Source organism: Stenotrophomonas sp. 17(2023) (assembly GCF_030345315.1).
Classification (GTDB): domain Bacteria; phylum Pseudomonadota; class Gammaproteobacteria; order Xanthomonadales; family Xanthomonadaceae; genus Stenotrophomonas; species Stenotrophomonas acidaminiphila.
Genome location: NZ_CP128405.1, coordinates 2195333 through 2213189, shown reverse-complemented (window position 1 = coordinate 2213189; position 17857 = coordinate 2195333). Strand labels below are relative to the sequence as shown.

Sequence of the window (17857 nt, the reverse complement as noted above, 5' to 3'; positions counted from 1 at the left end):
GTCGTGGGCGAGGGCTCGGGGCCGCCACCATAGGCCCGCGGCCGACGCACCGGAAATGAAGTATCGCGATGGGGGCCATTCGGCCCGGCACTGGCCGGCCGCCGGGGCCGCGGGTCCGGGCATGCCCGCCCATCGACGGCCATGCGCGCTGCCATCAGCGCCGTGCGGCGCCTTTCACTCCGGGGCGTGGTCGGCGCCGTGGGACAACCGGGGCGTCGAGCGCGCCGGGTGCGCCGCCACGTGCGCGGCGCCGACACCGCCCGCGAGCTGTCTTCTCATTCGGGGTCGTAGTCCAGGTTCGATGCCAGCCACCGCTCGGCCTGCGCGCGGTCCACGCCCTTGCGCCGCGCATAGTCGGCCACCTGCTCCCGCGACACCCGCCCGACCACGAAGTACTGGCTTTGCGGATGGCTGAAGTAATAGCCCGACACCGCCGCGGTGGGCAGCATGGCGAAGCTCTCGGTCAGCGACATGCCGATGCCTTCGGCACCGAGCAGGGCGAACAGCGTGCGCTTCTCGCTGTGTTCCGGGCAGGCCGGGTAGCCGGGCGCGGGGCGGATGCCGACGTAGCGCTCGGCGATCAGCGCCTCGTTGTCCAGCGCCTCGTCGGCCGCATAGCCCCAGTACCCGGTGCGCACGCGATGGTGCAGGCGCTCGGCCAGCGCCTCGGCCAGGCGGTCGGCCAGGGCCTTGAGCAGGATCGCGTTGTAGTCGTCGTGGTCGGCCTCGAAGCGCGCCACGTGCGGCTCGATGCCGATGCCGGCGGTGACCGCGAAGGCACCGATCCAGTCCTGCCTGCCGCTGTCTTCCGGGGCGATGAAGTCGGCCAGGCAGAAGTCCGGGCGCTCGGCCGGCTTGTCCACCTGCTGGCGCAGGAAGTGCAGGGTGGCCTGGCCGTCGGGCAGCGATACCACCACGTCGTCGCCGCGGCTGTTCGCCGGCCACAGCCCGAACACGGCACGCGCGGTCAGCCATTTTTCCTTGATGATCGTGTCCAGCATCGCGCGCGCGTCGCGGTACAGCGCGCTGGCCTGGGCGCCGACGATCTCGTCGTCGAGGATCGCCGGGTACTTGCCGGCCAGCTCCCAGGCGCTGAAGAACGGGCTCCAGTCCAGGAACGGCAGCAGGTCCTGCAGCGGCCAGTCCTCGAACACATGCAGGCCCGGCTGTGCCGGGACCGGTGGCGCGTACTGCGCCCAGTCGCAGCTGAAGCGCTGGCCGCGCGCATGTTCCAGCGAGACCAGGCGCTTGGCGTCGCCGCGGTTGCGGTGGCGCTGGCGGATGTCGGCGTAATCGGCATCGTTGGCCGCCACGAACGCGCCGCGCAGCTCCTGCGAGATCAGCGACTGCGCCACGCCCACCGCGCGCGAGGCGTCCTTCACCCACACCGTGGGCGCGCTGTAGTGCGGGTCGATCTTCAGCGCGGTGTGCGCGCGCGAGGTGGTGGCGCCGCCGATCAGCAGCGGCGTGCTGAAGCCCTGGCGCTGCATCTCGCGGGCGACGTGGCTCATTTCCTCCAGCGAAGGCGTGATCAGCCCGGACAGGCCGATCAGGTCGGCGTTCTCGGCGCGCGCGGTGTCCAGGATCTTCTGCGCCGGGACCATCACGCCCAGGTCGATCACCTCGAAGTTGTTGCAGGCCAGGACCACGCCGACGATGTTCTTGCCGATGTCGTGCACGTCGCCCTTGACCGTGGCCATGACGATCTTGCCGTTGCTCTTGCCGGCGTCGCCGGTGCGCAGCTTCTCGGCCTCGATGAAGGGCAGCAGGTAGGCCACCGCCTTCTTCATCACCCGTGCCGACTTGACCACCTGCGGCAGGAACATCTTGCCGGCGCCGAACAGGTCGCCGACCACGTTCATGCCGTCCATCAGCGGGCCTTCGATCACGTCCAGCGGCCGGCTGGCCTGCTGCCGCGCTTCCTCGGTGTCCTCCTCGACCCAGCTGTCCAGGCCATGCACCAGCGCGTGCGCCAGCCGCTCGCGCACCGGCTTGCGGCGCCAGGCCAGGTCCTCGGCCTTCTTCTCGCCCTTCCTGCCCTTGTAGCGCTCGGCGATCTCCAGCAGGCGCTCGGTGCCGTCGCGGCGGCGGTTGAGGATCACGTCCTCCACGCGCTCGCGCAGTTCCGGTTCCAGTTCGTCGTAGATCGGCAGCGCGCCGGCGTTGACGATGCCCATGTCCATGCCCGCGCGGATGGCGTGGTACAGGAACACCGCGTGGATCGCCTGGCGCACGGTCTCGTTGCCGCGGAAGGAGAACGAGACGTTGGACACGCCGCCGGACACGTGGCAGTGCGGCAGCGTGCGCTTGATGATGCGGGTGGCTTCGATGAAGTCCACCGCATAGTTGTCGTGTTCCTCGATGCCGGTGGCGACGGCGAAGATGTTCGGGTCGAAGATGATGTCCTGCGGCGGGAAGCCGACCTGCTCGACCAGGATGCGGTAGGCGCGGGTGCAGATTTCAACCTTGCGCGCGCAGGTGTCGGCCTGGCCGTCCTCGTCGAAGGCCATCACCACCGCGGCGGCGCCATAGCGGCGCACCAGCCGGGCGTGCTCGATGAACGCCGCTTCGCCCTCCTTGAGCGAGATCGAGTTGACCACGCTCTTGCCCTGCAGGCACTTCAGCCCGGCCTCGATCACGCTCCACTTGGACGAATCGACCATCACCGGGATGCGCGCGATGTCCGGCTCGGACATGATCAGGTTGAGGAAGCGGGTCATCGCCTTCTCGGAGTCGATCAGGCCCTCGTCCATGTTGACGTCCAGGATCTGCGCGCCGCTGGCGACCTGCTGGCGCGCCACCTCCACCGCTTCCTCGTAGCGCTCTTCCTTGATCAGCTTGCGGAACTGCGCACTGCCGGTGACGTTGGTGCGTTCGCCGACGTTGACGAACAGCAGGTCCGGGGTAATGACCAGCGGTTCCAGGCCGGACAGGCGGGTATATGGCAGGGTGTTCATGCGGCCTGCTCCCGGGCCTGCGGCAGGGCCCGCGGCGGCACCCCGGCCACGGCCTCGGCGATCGCCTTGATGTGCGCCGGAGTAGTGCCGCAGCAGCCGCCGACCAGGTTCAGCAGGCCGGAGGTGGCGAACTCCTTCAGCGTGGCGGCCATTTCCTCCGGCGTCTCGTCGTACTCGCCGAAGGCGTTGGGCAGGCCGGCGTTGGGGTGGGCGCTGACGTAGCCGTCCGATACCTGAGCCAGCGTCTCCACGTGCGGACGCATGTCGTTGGCGCCCAGCGCGCAGTTGAAGCCGATCGACAGTGGCTGGCCGTGCGCGACCGAAGCGTGGAAGGCCTCGGCGGTCTGCCCGGACAGGGTGCGGCCGGAGGCGTCGGTGATGGTGCCGGAGATCATCACCGGCAGGCGCCCGCCCCGCGCGTCGAAGGCTTCCTCGATGGCGAACAGCGCGGCCTTGGCGTTGAGCGTGTCGAAAATGGTCTCCACCATCAGCGTGTCGGCACCGCCGTCGATCAGGCCGTCGATGGCCTCGCGGTAGGTCGCACGCAGTTCATCGAAGCTGGTGTTGCGGAAGCCCGGGTCGTTGACGTCGGGGCTGATCGAGGCGGTGCGGCTGGTCGGGCCGAGCACGCCGATCACGAAGCGCGGCTTGTCCGGGGTCTTCGCCTCGACGGCGTCGCAGCATTGCCGCGCCACCTGCGCGCCGGCCTTGTTCAGTTCGTACACCAGGTGCTGCAGGTGGTAGTCGGCCTGGCTTACCGAGGTGGCATTGAAGGTATTGGTCTCGACCAGGTCGGCGCCGGCCTCCAGGTAAGCGGTGTGGATGCCGGCGATGATGTCCGGCCGGGTCAGCAGCAACAGGTCGTTGTTGCCCTTCAGGTCATGGCCGCAGCCGGGGCCATGCACGTGGGCGCTGTCGAAACCCTCCACGAAGCGCTGCCCGCGGTAGTCGTCCTCTTCCAGGCCGTGGCGCTGGATCATCGTGCCCATGGCGCCGTCGATGACCAGGATGCGCCGGGCGAGGGCGTGCAGCAGCTTGGCGACGCGTTCGGGATGGAGCCAGGGGAGGGCGTGCATGGGCGGACCGTGGGCTGGAATCGGGGAGGGGGTGGGGGCGCCGGCTCAGGGGCGGTGGGCGATCAGCGAGATCACCTCGAAATGCGGCGGGCGCTTCTCGCGGGTGACGGTCTCCAGACTGGACACCTCCAGCCCGGCCTTTTCGACGAACCTGCGCAGCTCCTTGCCGGTGAAGCCGAGGTTGACGTGGCCGTAGGCTTCCACCGCGGCCTTGTGCTCGTGGCGGGCCAGGCTGCACAGCATCAGCCGCCCACCCGGGCGCAGCACCCGCGCGCCTTCGGCCACCGCCTTGGACGGGTGGCTGGCGTAGGTGAGGGCGTGCATCAGCACCACCAGGTCGAAGCTGCCGTCCTCGAACGGCAGCTGGTGCATGTCGCCCTCGCGCACTTCCACGTTGGGCAGCTTGCGCAGGCGCTCGCTGGCCGCGGCGACCACGCGCGCGCTGGTGTCGATGCAGACATAGCGCTGCGCGTGCGGGGCCAGCAGTTCGGCCAGCACGCCGTCACCGGAGGCGATGTCGAGCACGTCGCCGGTTTCCAGCAGCGGCAGCGCGCTGCGTGCCAGCGCTTCCCAGGTGCGTCCGGGCGAGTAGTGGCGTTCCATGTCGCCGGCCACGCTGTCGGCCCAGTTCTGGTCGGCCGCGCGCATCGCCAGCACCGACGGCACCCGCTCGGCGTCCTGGCGCAGCAGCGGGTCGTCGCTGCCGTTGCTCAGCGCATGCCACAATGCGCGCTGCGCCGGATCCAGCGCGGCGTCGTCGAAGCGGTAGTAGGCCGACACCCCGGCGCGACGGTCGCGGACCAGCCCGGCTTCCTTCAGGCGGGCCAGGTGGGTGGACACGCGCGGCTGCGCCAGCGTGGTGATGGCCGACAGTTCGGCCACGGTCAGCTCTTCCTGTTCCAGCAGCGTCAGCAGGCGCACGCGGGTGGCGTCGGCGAACACCTTTAGGCGGGTCGACCAGTCTTCCAGATCCATAAATATCTACCTATCGAGATAGAGAGATATTTTGCTGCTGCGGCGCGGCAGGGTCAAGGCGCGGCCTGCATGGGCCGGGTGAACGGGCGCGCAGGTCGACGTGAATGGCGCTGCCCACCCTGCGCCGTCTGCCGCGGCTTGCCCCCTCTTTGCCGATCACGGCAACAGTTACAATCGCAACTTCGTAATGCCCTGGGAGGGGTGTAGTGGATTTCAGCTTTTCCGACGAACAACTGATGCTGCAGGATGTCGCCCGCCGCATCGCCCAAGAGAAGATCGGCCCCAGCGCCGAGCACCACGATGCCACCGGCGAATATCCGCTGGAGAACATCCGCCTGCTCGGCGAGAACGGCCTGATGGGCATCGAGGTACCCGTCGAGTACGGCGGCGCGGGCATGGACCCGGTGTCCAGCGTGCTGGCGATCATCGAGGTGTCCGCCGCCGATGCCGCGCACGCAACCATCATGTCGGTCAACAACTCGCTGTTCTGCAACGCAGTGCTCAGCCACGGCAGCGAGGAACAGAAGCAGCTGTACGTGCGCGCGATCGCCGAGGGCCGCGAGATCGGTGCCTTCGCCCTGACCGAATCGCAGTCCGGCTCCGACGCCACCGCCATGCGCTGCCGCGCGGTCAAGCAGGCCGACGGCACCTATGTGATCAACGGCCAGAAGAGCTGGATCACCTCCGGCCCGGTGGCACGCTACATCGTGCTGTTCGCGATGACCGACCCGTCGCAGGGCGCGCGCGGCATCACCGCCTTCATGATCGACACCACCCGCCCGGGCTTCGGCCGCGGCAAGACCGAGCCCAAGCTCGGCGTGCGCGCCTCGGCCACCTGCGAGATCGAGTTCCAGGACTACGTGGCCCGCGCCGAGGACGTGATCGGCGCCGAGGGGCAGGGCTTCAAGATCGCCATGGGCCTGCTCGACTCGGGCCGCATCGGCATCGCCGCGCAGGCGGTGGGTATCGCCCGCGCCGCCTACGAGGCGTCGCTGGCCTACGTGCGCGAGCGCAAGTCCTTCGGCGCGCCGATCGGCAGCTTCCAGATGATCCAGGCCAAGATCGCCGACATGAAGTGCAAGCTGGACGCGGCGCTGCTGCTGACCCTGCGCGCGGCCTGGACCAAGGCCCAGGGCAAGCGCTTCTCCACCGAGGCCGCGGTCGCCAAGCTCACCGCCTCGGAAGCGGCGATGTGGATCGCCCACCAGGCCGTGCAGGTCCATGGCGGCATGGGCTATTCCAGGGAAATGCCGCTGGAGCGCTACTTCCGCGACGCCAAGATCACCGAGATCTACGAAGGCACCAGCGAGATCCAGCGCCTGGTCATCGCGCGCAACGAAACCGGCGTGCGTTGAGCCGCGGCGGACGCCGGGTGGGCCCCGGTGTGGCGGGAGTCGGCGGTCCAGCCGCCGGTTGAGGAACAAACAAGAAGCCCCGGCATTGCCGGGGCTTCGTCGTTTCAGGATCAAGGTCCGGTCAGCGATCCTGCTGCACGGTACGCACCTTGTGCTGCCCGATGAACTGCTTGGACGGTTCGTCCAGCTTGTCGCCGAGCACGCGGCGCACGGTGACGAAGAACAGCGGGATCAGCAGCACGCCGATGACGGTGGCGAACAGCATGCCGCCGATGACGCCGGTACCCAGCGAGTGGCGGGCGTTGGCGCCGGCGCCGGTGGAGATGGCCATCGGCAGCACGCCCAGGATGAACGCGAACGAGGTCATCAGGATCGGCCGGAAGCGCAGGTGCGCCGCTTCGATCGCGGCCTCGCGCAACGTCTTGCCGGTGGCGCGCTGTTCCACCGCGAACTCCACGATCAGGATCGCGTTCTTCGCGGCCAGGCCAATGACCGTCACCATGCCGATCTTGAAGTACAGGTCGTTGGGCAGGCCGCGCAGCAGCGAGAACACCACCGCGCCGAGGATGCCGACCGGCACCACCAGCAGCACCGAGACCGGGATCGACCAGCTTTCGTACAGCGCGGCCAGGCACAGGAACACCACCACCACAGACAGCACCATCAGCAGCGCCGCGGCGTTGCCGGCCAGGATTTCCTGGTAGGACATGCCGCTCCAGTCGTAGCCGAAGCCGTTGGGCAGGTCGTTGCGCACCAGGTTCTCCATGGTCGCCATCGCCTGGCCGGAGCTGCCGCCCGGGGCCGGCGAGCCGACGATGTTCACCGCCGAGTAGCCGTTGTAGCGGCTCAGCGCCGGCGGCGCGTAGATCCACTCGGACTTCACCACCGTGCTGAGCGGGATCATCGAGCGCTGGCCGTCGGCGTCCTTGCTCAGCGAGCTGGGCACGTAGTAGCTGCGCAGCGATTCGGGACCGGTGCGGTAGGCGGCATCGGCCTGCATGTTCACGCGCTTGATGCGGCCGCCGTAGAAGAAGTCGTTGACGTACACCGGCGCCAGCATCATCTGGATCGCGGTGTAGACGTCGTTGACCGACACGCCCATGGCCTGGGCCTGCACGCGGTCCACCTTGAGCTGCAACTGCGGCGAATTCTCGAGAGTGTTGGGGCGCACGCCGACCAGCGACTTGTCGGCCGATGCCGCGCCGATGAGGGTGTTGCGCGCCTCCATCAGGGCATCCTGGCCGGCGCCGGCGCGGTCCTGCAGCCACATGTCGAATCCACCGAACTGGCCCAGGCCCTGCACGGTGGGCAGGTTGACGAAGAAAACCTGCGCGTCCTTGATGCCGACGAACGCCTTGCCGTTCATCTTCTGGATGAACTCCGGCGCGGTCTCCTTGCGCGCGTCCCAGTCCTTGAGGCGGATGAAGGCCATGCCGACGTTCTCGCCGGAACCGATGAAGCTGAAACCGGTGACCTGCATCATGCCCTCGAAGGACGGGTCGTCCTTCATCATCCCCAGCAACTGGTCGAACACCACCGAGGTGCGGGTCTTGGTCGCGCCCGGCGGCAACTGCACGATGGCCAGCGCATAGCCCTGGTCCTCTTCCGGCAGGAAGCTGCCGGGCAGGCGGGTGAACAGGAAGCCGCACAGCACCAGCAGCAGCGCGAACACCATCAGCCAGCGCGGACTGTGGCGGATGACGCTGCCGACGCTGCCGACATAGCTTTTTTCCAGCTTGCCGTAATAGGTGTTGAAGGTGCGGTAGATCCAGTTCGGCCTGTCGTTGTGGGTCGGCTTGAGGAAGGCCGCGCACAGTGCCGGGGTGAAGCTCAGCGCCAGCAGCGCCGAGAAGCCCATCGACATGGCGATGGTCAGCGCGAACTGCTTGTAGATCTCGCCCGAGGCGCCGGGCTGCATGGCGCTGGGAATGAACACCGCGGCCAGCACCACGGTGATCGCCACCACCGCGCCGGTGATCTGGCCCATCGCCTTCTGCGTGGCCGGCTTGGGGTCGAGCTTTTCCTCGCTCATGATGCGTTCGACGTTCTCGATCACCACGATCGCGTCGTCGACCACGATGCCGATCGCCAGCACCATCGCGAACAGGGTCAACTGGTTGATGGTGAAGCCGATCGCCAGCATGCCCATGAAGGTGCCGAGCAGGGCCACCGGGATGACCAGGGTGGGGATGATCGTCGCGCGGAAGTTCTGCAGGAAGATCAGCATCACCAGGAACACCAGCACGACGGCTTCCACCAGCGTGTTGACCACCTCCTTGATGGAGATGTTGACGAAGGTGGTGCTGTCGAACGGGGTGAACCAGCTCACCCCCGGCGGGAAGCTGGGGGCGAGGTCATCCATCTTGGCGCGTACCGCCTTGGACACGTCCAGGGCATTGGCGCCGGGCAGCAGCTGGATGGCGAAGGCGGCCACCGGCTTGCCGTTGTAGCGGGTGTCGAAGCCGTAGTTAGAGGCGCCGAAGGCGACGCTTGCCACGTCCTTGAGGCGCACCACGCTGCCGTCGGCGTTCGCCCGCAGGATGGTGTTCTCGAACTCCTCCGGCGAGCTGTAGCGGCCCTCGGCGGCGACGGTGGCGGTGAACGCCTGGCCGTTCGGGGCGGGATCGCCGCCAACCGAACCGGCGGCGAACTGCAGGTTCTGGGTGCCGATGGCGTTGTACACGTCGGTGGCCGACAGGTGGTAGCCCTGCAGCTTCTCCGGGTTGAGCCAGATGCGCATGGCGTACTCGGAACCGAACTGCTGGGTACTGCCGACGCCCGGCACGCGCGAGATCTGGTCGAGCACGCGCGAACCGACGATGTCGTTGAGCGCGTCGCGGTCCACCGAGCCGTCGTCCGAGCGCACGCCGATGGCCATCAGGAAGCCGGCGTTGGCCTTGGCCACCACCACGCCCTGCTTGGTCACTTCCGACGGCAGCCGCGGGGTCGCCAGCGCGACCTTGTTCTGCACCTGCACCTGGGCGATGTCCGGGTCGGTGCCGCTGTCGAACGTCAGGGTGATGGAGACGCGGCCGGTCGAGGACGAGGACGAGCTGAAATAGACCAGGTTGTCGATGCCGGTCAGCTGCTGCTCGATCACCTGGGTGACCGATTTCTCCGCGGTGGCGGCACTGGCGCCGGGGTAGGTGGCGCTGACGGTGACCTGCGGCGGGGCGACGCTGGGGTAGGACTCCACGCCCAGGTTGAGGATCGAGATCACGCCGCCGAGCGAGATCAGGATGGCCACCACCCAGGCGAATACCGGGTGGTCGATGAAGAATTTAGGCATGGCGGGTTCCCGTTTCCCTTACTTGGCCGGAGCCGGCGCGGCGGCGGGCTTGGCGGCGGGCTGGGCCGCGGCCGGCTGCCACGGCGAGGGCTTGGCCGGCGCGCCTTCCTTGACCTTCTGCACGCCCGAGACGATGACCTTGTCGCCGCCGGCCAGGCCGGAGGAGACCAGCCAGCTGCCGTTCTGCTGGCCGTCCAGCACCACGTCCTTGCGGACCACGTTGCCGTCGCTGCCCACGACCAGCACATAGCCACCGCGGGTGTCGCGCAGTACCGCCTGCTGCGGGATCAGGAAGGCGTTCTTGCGCTCTCCCAAGTTGGCCTTGAAGCTGACGAACGAGCCCGGCAGCAGGGTGCGTTCGGGGTTGGGCAGCTGCGCGCGCAGCGAGACCGCGCCGGTGGCCGGGTCGACCGTGGTGGCCGAGAAGTCCAGCGTGCCCTGGTGGGTGTACGGGGTGCCGTCGGGCAGGTTCACCTGCACCGTGGTCCTGCCGTCGCCGGCCAGGGCCACCGCGCCCTTGTCCTGGGCGGCACGCAGCGCGCTCAGTTCGTCGGCGGTCATCGAGAAGTTGACGTACAGCGGGTCGACCTGGTCGACGGTGGTCAGCAGGGTCGCCTCGCCCTGTCCGACCAGTGCGCCCTCGGTCACCTGCTGCTTGCCGGCCACGCCGGCGATGGGCGAGGTGACGTTGGCATAGCCCAGATTGATGCGGGCGGTGGCCACGGCGGCCTGCGCCTGCTGCACGGACGCGGCGGTGGTGCGTTCGGCGGCCTCGGCGTTGTCCAGGTCGGACTTGGACACGTAGCTCTGCGGCGCCAGCGAGCGCGCGCGCTCGGCGGTGGTCCTGGCGTTGGCATGGCTGGCACGGGCCGCGGCCAGCGCCGCTTCGGCCGAGGCCAGCGAGGCACGCAGCGGCGCCGGGTCGATCTGGAACAGCAACTGGCCTTCCTTCACCGCGCTGCCTTCCTCGTAGGCGCGCTTGAGCAGCACCCCGGAAACCCGCGCGCGCACATCGGCCGAGCGGAACGGCGACAGCCGGCCGACCAGTTCCCGCTGCAGCGGCAGGGTCTGCGCCTTGGCTTCGATGACACCGACGTCCGGCGGCGGCGGGGCGGCCTGTTCCTGGGGCTTCTTGCAGGCGGTCAGGCCCAGGGCCAGGGCGCCGGTAAGGGCGAGGATGCGGAGCGGGGAGGTCATCGTGAAACTCCGGAGGTTGTTTAGCGAGTGCCGGGGATGCCGGCCGGCGGCGCCGGGAAGGCGCGCAGGAAGGCATCAACGGCGAATTCGGCCCACCGGCGGCGCAACTCGGGGACGTCGCGGTAGGGGGCGTGGAACCGTTGTCGTTCGAAATCCTGGCCAGCGATCATGCTTATTAACATTTCAGCCATGAAATGCGCATCGTCATGGATGATGCGGCCGCGGGCCATCTCGGTTCGCATCCATTCAGCCAACTGGTCGCGCAGGACATCGGCGCTGTCGTGGTAAAGCGCGCGCGCTTCCTCGCGGAATTCCAGAGTGCCGCTGGCGATCACCTGCGCGGCCTGGCGGACACGCGGCTGGTTGCGGTGTTCCAGATAGTGCACGGCGAAATCCAACAGTACCTCACGCAATGGGCGCTCGTCGCCAGCGGCCAGCGGGGCGGCGGCGACGCTGGCGTGCCGCCGCATCGCCAGGCTGAGCAGTTCGCGCTTGCTGCCGTAGCGGCTGTAGAGGGTCTGTTTGGAGCAGCCCACGTAGGCGGCCACCGCGTCCATGCTCAGGTGCATGCCCTGGGTTGCCAGCAGCTCGCGCACGGCGTCGAAAACGCGCTGGTCGCGCGCCTCGGCAGGCGTGGGTCGGGAGGGGGTGGGATGCACGATTTGGACTATACCGTCCAGTTTACAATTGGTAAAGCGGCGCGAAAACGGGTTTTTCCAGGCCAGGTGCGGTTCGTCCGGAAAAACCCGGAACGCATCATTTTGTTGTTTTAAAACAATGCGTTGCATTGGTTATCGGGGGTGTTTGGAGGGGGTGATTGCGGCCCTGCAACAATGCTCTTCGAATGGCGGGGGCTACAATCGCGCCTCCCCAGGAGCCCACTGAAAGCTCAACCATGAAATCGCAAAACAACGCTGCCAAGTCCGCAAAAACGAAATCCCAACCGGCTGCCAAGCAGAGTGTTTCCGAGGCCGGCCTGTCCCTGGAGCCGGTTTTTGCGGCTTTGCGCAAGCGTTACCCCGCCGCGGCCCAGGCCCAGGCGGTCGCCTTCGCTTCGGCGTTCTACAAGCGCATGGAGACTGATGAATTCGGCGCGCACCGCGCCGAGGACTGGGCGGCGCTGGCCGCCGGCATGCTGGAGTTCGCCCGCGTGCGCAAGCCGGGCAAGGCCAATGTCCGCGTGTTCAACCCGGGCCTGAAGACCGACGGCTGGGAAACCGCCCACACCGTGCTGCAGATCGTCAACGACGACATGCCGTTCCTGGTGGACACGGTGTCGCTGGCGCTGGCCGACATGGGCGTTGGCGTGCACGTGCTGGGCCACCCGGTGATCGCGCTGGGTCGCGACAAGGCCGGCAAGCTCACCGCCGTGGGCGAAGGCGCGCTTGAATCGGTGATGCTGCTGGAGATCGACCGGCAGCCGGCCGACGCCATGGAAGCGGTGGCCAGGCGCGTGAACGAGGCGCTGGAAGACGTGCGCGCCATCGTCAAGGACTGGGAGCCGATGCGCGACAAGGCGCTGGCCCTGGCCGACGACCTGGGCCAGCGCACCCTGCCGGTGAGCGACGAGTCGCGCCAGGAGGCGCAGGAGTTCCTGCGCTGGGCCGCGGACAACCATTTCACCTTCTTCGGCTACCGTGAATACAAGGTCGAGAAGCAGGGCCGCGAGGACGTGCTGGCGGCGCAGAACGGCACCGGGCTGGGCCTGATGCGCGGCAAGGACACCTCGGTGGCGCGCCCGGTCAAGGGGCTGGCGGCGCAGGGCCTGAACACCACCAGCGGCCTGACCGACGCGCTGATCCTGACCAAGACCAACGCCCGCTCGCGGATCCACCGCGGCGGCTACATGGATTACATCGGCGTGCTGGAATTCGACGCCAAGGGCCGCATCATCGGCGAGCAGCGCTTCCTGGGCCTGTTCACCTCCAGCGCCTACAACCGCCGCCCGTGGGAAATCCCGCTGGTGCGCCAGCGCTACGAGAACGTGATGAAGCGCTCGGGCCTGAGCCCGTCCAGCCACAGCGGCAAGGCGCTGCGCCACATCCTCGAATCGCTGCCGCGCGAGGAGCTGTTCCAGTCCAGCGAGGACGAGCTGTTCCGCACCGCGATCGGCGTGCTGGGCCTGCAGGAGCGCGTGCGCAGCCGCCTGTTCCTGCGCCGCGACAAGTTCAGCCGCTTCATTTCCGCGCTGGTGTTCCTGCCGCGCGAACGCTTCAACACCGACGTGCGCCTGCGCATCGAGGGCCTGCTGCGCGATGCGCTGCAGGGCGAGTACGTGGATTCCAGCGTGGTGCTGGGCGACTCGCCGCTGGCGCAGGTGCACCTGATCGTGCGCCCGAAGGCCGGGCAGAGCCTGGACCTGGACACCGACGGCCTGGAGAAGCGCCTGGCCCACGTGCTGCGCAACTGGCAGGACGACCTGCGCGAGGCGCTGGTCGGCCGCCACGGCGAAAGCGAAGGCCTGCGCATCGCCTCGCGCATCGGCAAGGCGCTGCCGGCCGGCTACATCGAGGACTCCAGCGCCGAGATCGCCGCCGCCGACGTGGTCCAGCTCGACGCGCTGACCGGTCCGGACGACCTGCGCCTGAGCCTGCAGACCATCCACCGCGAAGGTGCCGATGGCCTGCGCATGAAGCTGTACCGCCAGCTCAAGGACATCCCGCTGTCCGACGTGCTGCCGATGATGGAGAACATGGGCCTGCGCGTGATCGCCGAGCGCCCCTACCGGCTGATGGTGGACGACGCGCCGGTCTACGTGCAGGACTTCGAGGTCGAATCGACCGTCGGCGCGATCGACGCGACCGCCGCCAGCGCGGCCTTCGCCGAGGCCTTTGCCCGGGTGTGGCACGGCGAGGCCGAGAACGACGGCTTCAACCGCCTGGTGCTGGCCACCGGCCTGGACTGGCGCCAGGTCTCGATGCTGCGCGGCTACTGCAAGTACCTGCTGCAGATCGGCGTGCCGTTCTCGCAGGCCTACGTCGAAGGCACCTTCAACCGCTACCCGCTGCTGGCGCGGCTGATCGTGGAGCTGTTCGAAGCCCGCTTCGACCCGGCACCGGCCACCGACAAGGCCACGGCCGATGCGCAGCTGGCGCAGTTCAAGGCGCTGGCCGGCGGCGATGCCGCCACCATCAAGCTGCTCGAGGGCGTGGTCAAGGCGCGCGGCGGCAGCCGCGACGCGCGCATGGCGCTGGTCCACGACACCCTGGTCAAGCTGCTGGACGGCGTGTCCAGCCTGGACGAGGACCGCATCCTGCGCAGCTTCATCGGCGTGATCCAGGCCACCCTGCGCACCAGCTACTACATGCCGCGCAAGGACGGCCTGCGCGCCGACGGCGGCCCGGCCGACTACATCAGCTTCAAGTTCGATGCCGCCAAGGTGCCGGACCTGCCCAAGCCGCGTCCGTACCGCGAGATCTTCGTGTGCGGCCCGCGCGTGGAAGGCACCCACCTGCGCTTCGGCCCGGTGGCCCGTGGCGGCCTGCGCTGGTCCGACCGCCGCGAGGATTTCCGCACCGAGGTGCTGGGGCTGGTCAAGGCGCAGATGGTGAAGAACACGGTGATCGTGCCGGTCGGCTCCAAGGGCGGCTTCTACGCCAAGCAGCTGCCGGATCCGGCGCTGGACCGCGATGCATGGTTCGCCGAGGGCGTGGCCTGCTACAAGCGCTTCATCAACGGCCTGCTGGACATCACCGACAACATCGTCGGCAACAAGATCGTGCCGCCGCAGGGCGTGGTGCGCCACGACCAGGATGATCCGTACCTGGTGGTCGCCGCCGACAAGGGCACCGCGACGTTCTCCGACACCGCCAACGGCATCGCCCGCGCGCACGGCTTCTGGCTGGACGACGCCTTCGCCTCGGGCGGCTCGGTGGGCTATGACCACAAGGGCATGGGCATCACCGCGCGCGGTGCGTGGGAGTCGGTCAAGCGCCACTTCCGCGCGCTGGGCCGCGACTGCCAGAAGCAGGACTTCACCGTGGTCGGCATCGGCGACATGTCCGGCGACGTGTTCGGCAACGGCATGCTGCTGTCCGAGCACATCCGCCTGGTGTGCGCGTTCGACCACCGCCACATCTTCCTCGATCCGAACCCGGTGGCGGCGTCGTCCTTCAAGGAACGCGCGCGCATGTTCAAGGTGCCGCGTTCGAGCTGGGCGGACTACGATGCCAAGCTGATCAGCAAGGGCGGCGGCGTGTACCCGCGCTCGCTCAAGTCGATCGAGATCACCCCGCAGGTGCGCGAGGCGCTGGGCATCGACGCCGGCATCAAGTCGATGACCCCGACCGATCTGATCAACGCCGCGCTCAAGGCGCCGGTGGACCTGGTGTGGAACGGCGGCATCGGCACCTACGTGAAGTCGGCCAGCGAGAGCAACGCCGACGTCGGCGACCGTGCCAACAACGGCCTGCGCGTCAATGGCGGCGAGCTGCGCTGCAAGATCGTGGGCGAGGGCGGCAACCTGGGCATGACCCAGCTCGGCCGCATCGAGGCCGCGCACAACGGCGTGCTGCTCAACACCGATTTCATCGACAACTCCGCCGGCGTTGATACCTCCGACCACGAGGTCAACATCAAGATCCTGCTCAACGACGTGGTGCGGGCCAAGAAGCTCACCGTCGAACAGCGCAACAAGCTGCTGGCGTCGATGACCGACGAGGTCGCCGGGCTGGTGCTGATGGACAACTACCGCCAGAACCAGGCCATCAGCCTGATGGAGCGGATGAGCGTCAAGCGCCTGGGCTCCAAGCAGCACTTCATCCGCACGCTGGAGCGGCAGGGCCTGCTCGACCGCCAGATCGAGTTCCTGCCGTCCGACGCCGAGCTGTCGGCGCGCAAGGTGCGTGGCCAGGGCCTGACCCGTCCGGAACTGGCGGTGCTGCTGTCCTATTCCAAGATCGTCGCCTTCCAGCAGCTGCTGGAGTCGGACATCCCGGAAGATCCGTACCTGTCCAAGGAGCTGCTGCGCTACTTCCCGCAGCCGCTGCAGAAGAAGTACGCCGACGCGATGAACGGCCACCGCCTGAAGCGCGAGATCATCGCCACCGCGGTGACCAACCAGACCATCAACCGCATGGGCGCCACCTTCCTGATGCGCATGCAGGAAGACACCGGCCGCAGCGTGGCCGAGGTCGCCAAGGCCTACACCATCAGCCGCGAGACGCTGGATGCGCGCGCGCTGTGGACGCAGATCGACGCGCTCGATGGCACCCTGCCCGAGGCCGTGCAGGTCGATGCCCTGGAAGTGATCTGGAAGCTGCAGCGTTCGTTCGTGCGCTGGCTGCTGAACCGTCCGGGCGCGATGCCGGGCATCACCGCCGCGGTCGAGCGCTACCAGGGGCCGTTCAACGACATCCGCGTCGCTTCGGGCGTGCTGCCGGATTCGCAGCGCCCGGCCTACGAGGCCAGCGTCAAGCAGTGGAAGGAGAAGGGCCTGCCGGCGGCACTGGCGCAGCAGCTGTCCGAGCTGCAGTTCCTGGAGCCGGCGTTCGACATCATCGAGCTGGCCCGCACCCGCAAGCTCAAGCCGGTGGACGTGTCCAAGGTCCACTTCCGCCTGGGCGAAGCCCTGCAGATGCCGTGGCTGTTCGAGCAGATCGACGCGCTGGAGGTCAACGGCCGCTGGCACGCGGTCGCCCGTGGCGTGCTGCGCGACGAACTGGCCGCGCACCAGCGCAACCTGGCCGGCCAGGTGCTGTCGATGAAGGGTGGCAGCGCCGAGGCCAAGGTCGCCGCGTGGCTGGGCCGCGACGACAGCAGCCTGCGCTTCACCCTGGCGATGCTGGCCGAACTGGCCGAGCAGAAGACGCTGGACTACCCGACCGTCTCGGTCGCGGTGCAGCGCCTGGGCCAGCTGGCGGCGCACGGGGTTTGAATCCCGTGGTCGGGCCGGTTCTACCGGCCCGACCCAAAAGTCCGCGGCGCGAACTTTTGGCACCGCCCTCGGGCTTGCCTGTCCCCGCGGCTGTCGCCGCGCCCCCTTGCACAAAGGGGGCTTTGCTCCAGAAAGATGGCAGGGGGGCCGACCACGGGTCGGCATCTGCCGGACAAAGCACCGCGGCCAGGGCCGCTCCTGTGAAAGCAACGGATGTTGCGGCAGGAGCGGCCCTGGCCGCGGTGCTTTCCGGCTTCCTGCTCCCGGCAAAGGCAGGGTTCGCGATTGCGGGTTATCCTCGGTAATCCTCACCGCAACCGACGATGGCCATGTCCCCCCGCATCGCCTTTCTCGCCAGCAGTACCGACACCGCGCAGCAGGCCCGCGAAGGCCTGGCCGCGCGCTATGGCGACCACGCCCCGGATGCGGCCGACGTGCTGTGCCCGCTGGGCGGCGATGGCTTCATGCTGCAGACGCTGCACCGCTTCGGCAGCATGGGCAAGCCGGTGTTCGGCATGAAGCTGGGCACGGTCGGGTTCCTGATGAACCACCATCGCGACGACGACCTGCTGCACCGGCTGTCACAGGCGGAGCCGGCGCACCTGCGCCCGCTGGAGATGATCGCGCGCACCGAATCCGGCACCACGGTCGGCTCGCTGGCCTACAACGACGTGTCGATGCTGCGGCAGACGCGGCAGGCGGCGCATATCGGCATCGACCTCAACGGCCAGCAGCGCGTGGAGGAGCTGATCTGCGACGGCGTGCTGGTCTCCACCCCGGCCGGCAGCACCGCCTACAATTACTCGGCGCACGGGCCGATCCTGCCGCTGGGTTCGAACACCATCGCGCTGACGCCGCTGGCACCGTACCGGCCGCGGCGCTGGCGCGGGGCCATCCTCAAGGCCGAGACCGAAGTGCGCTTCCGGGTGCTGGACCCCTACAAGCGGCCGGTCAGCGTCACCGCCGACTCGCACGAGACCCGCGACGTGGTGGAAGTCACCATCCGCGAGTCGCGCGAACGCCAGGTGACGCTGCTGTTCGACCCCGAGCACAATCTGGAAGAACGCATCCTCAGCGAACAGTTCATGTTCTGAGCGGGTGCGCGGGCAACAACGCCGGCAACGGCAAGGCAA

Annotated in this window: 9 protein-coding genes; 3 read left to right on the top strand and 6 right to left on the bottom strand. The window is 68.3% G+C overall.

Translation table 11 applies throughout. From position 1 onward, the window contains the following. Positions 1–275 precede the first annotated feature (275 nt). Genes metH through QQA12_RS09985 form a run of 3 tightly spaced genes read right to left on the bottom strand, consistent with a single transcriptional unit; the run spans position 276 to position 5008 of the window. The gene (gene metH, locus QQA12_RS09995) at positions 276–2957 is read right to left on the bottom strand and encodes a methionine synthase (protein WP_226049206.1); all 2682 of its coding nucleotides are present in this window, start codon (positions 2955–2957) and stop codon (positions 276–278) included. Continuing rightward, complete coding sequence (locus QQA12_RS09990; RefSeq protein ID WP_226049205.1) at positions 2954–4033, bottom strand: homocysteine S-methyltransferase family protein; 1080 nt, start codon at positions 4031–4033, stop codon at positions 2954–2956. The genes metH and QQA12_RS09990 overlap by 4 nt, the downstream gene beginning before the upstream one ends. A 45-nt stretch (positions 4034–4078) precedes the next feature. Further along, positions 4079–5008 (bottom strand): metalloregulator ArsR/SmtB family transcription factor, encoded by a 930-nt coding sequence (locus QQA12_RS09985; protein ID WP_056932965.1) that lies wholly within the window; start codon positions 5006–5008, stop codon positions 4079–4081. Between the two features lie 206 nt (positions 5009–5214). Between QQA12_RS09985 and QQA12_RS09980 the strand changes: the two genes are divergently transcribed. After that, entirely contained in the window at positions 5215–6363 is a 1149-nt protein-coding gene (locus QQA12_RS09980; protein WP_226049204.1) for an acyl-CoA dehydrogenase family protein, read from the top strand. 121 nt (positions 6364–6484) lie between these two features. Here the strand turns inward: QQA12_RS09980 and QQA12_RS09975 are convergent, their stop codons facing one another. Genes QQA12_RS09975 through QQA12_RS09965 form a run of 3 tightly spaced genes read right to left on the bottom strand, consistent with a single transcriptional unit; the run spans position 6485 to position 11418 of the window. Beyond that, a complete protein-coding gene (locus tag QQA12_RS09975; RefSeq protein ID WP_226049203.1) occupies positions 6485–9652 on the bottom strand; it encodes a multidrug efflux RND transporter permease subunit in 3168 nt (1055 codons plus the stop codon). Between the two features lie 18 nt (positions 9653–9670). Next, complete coding sequence (locus QQA12_RS09970) at positions 9671–10849, bottom strand: efflux RND transporter periplasmic adaptor subunit (protein ID WP_226049202.1); 1179 nt, start codon at positions 10847–10849, stop codon at positions 9671–9673. A gap of 20 nt (positions 10850–10869) precedes the next feature. After that, positions 10870–11418: a TetR/AcrR family transcriptional regulator C-terminal domain-containing protein gene (locus QQA12_RS09965; protein ID WP_232522677.1), complete on the bottom strand. Its 549-nt coding sequence runs from the start codon at positions 11416–11418 to the stop codon at positions 10870–10872. Positions 11419–11744: 326 nt separating this feature from the next. On the opposite strand from QQA12_RS09965, the gene QQA12_RS09960 reads away from it, so the two are divergent. Both QQA12_RS09960 and QQA12_RS09955 read left to right on the top strand, forming a co-directional pair. Beyond that, entirely contained in the window at positions 11745–16724 is a 4980-nt protein-coding gene (locus QQA12_RS09960; protein ID WP_226049201.1) for an NAD-glutamate dehydrogenase domain-containing protein, read from the top strand. A 323-nt stretch (positions 16725–17047) separates the two neighbouring features. Continuing rightward, positions 17048–17818 carry an NAD kinase gene (locus tag QQA12_RS09955; RefSeq protein WP_054666519.1) on the top strand — a complete coding sequence of 257 codons (771 nt, stop codon included), beginning with the start codon at positions 17048–17050 and terminating at the stop codon, positions 17816–17818. The last annotated feature ends 39 nt before the right edge of the window (positions 17819–17857 follow it).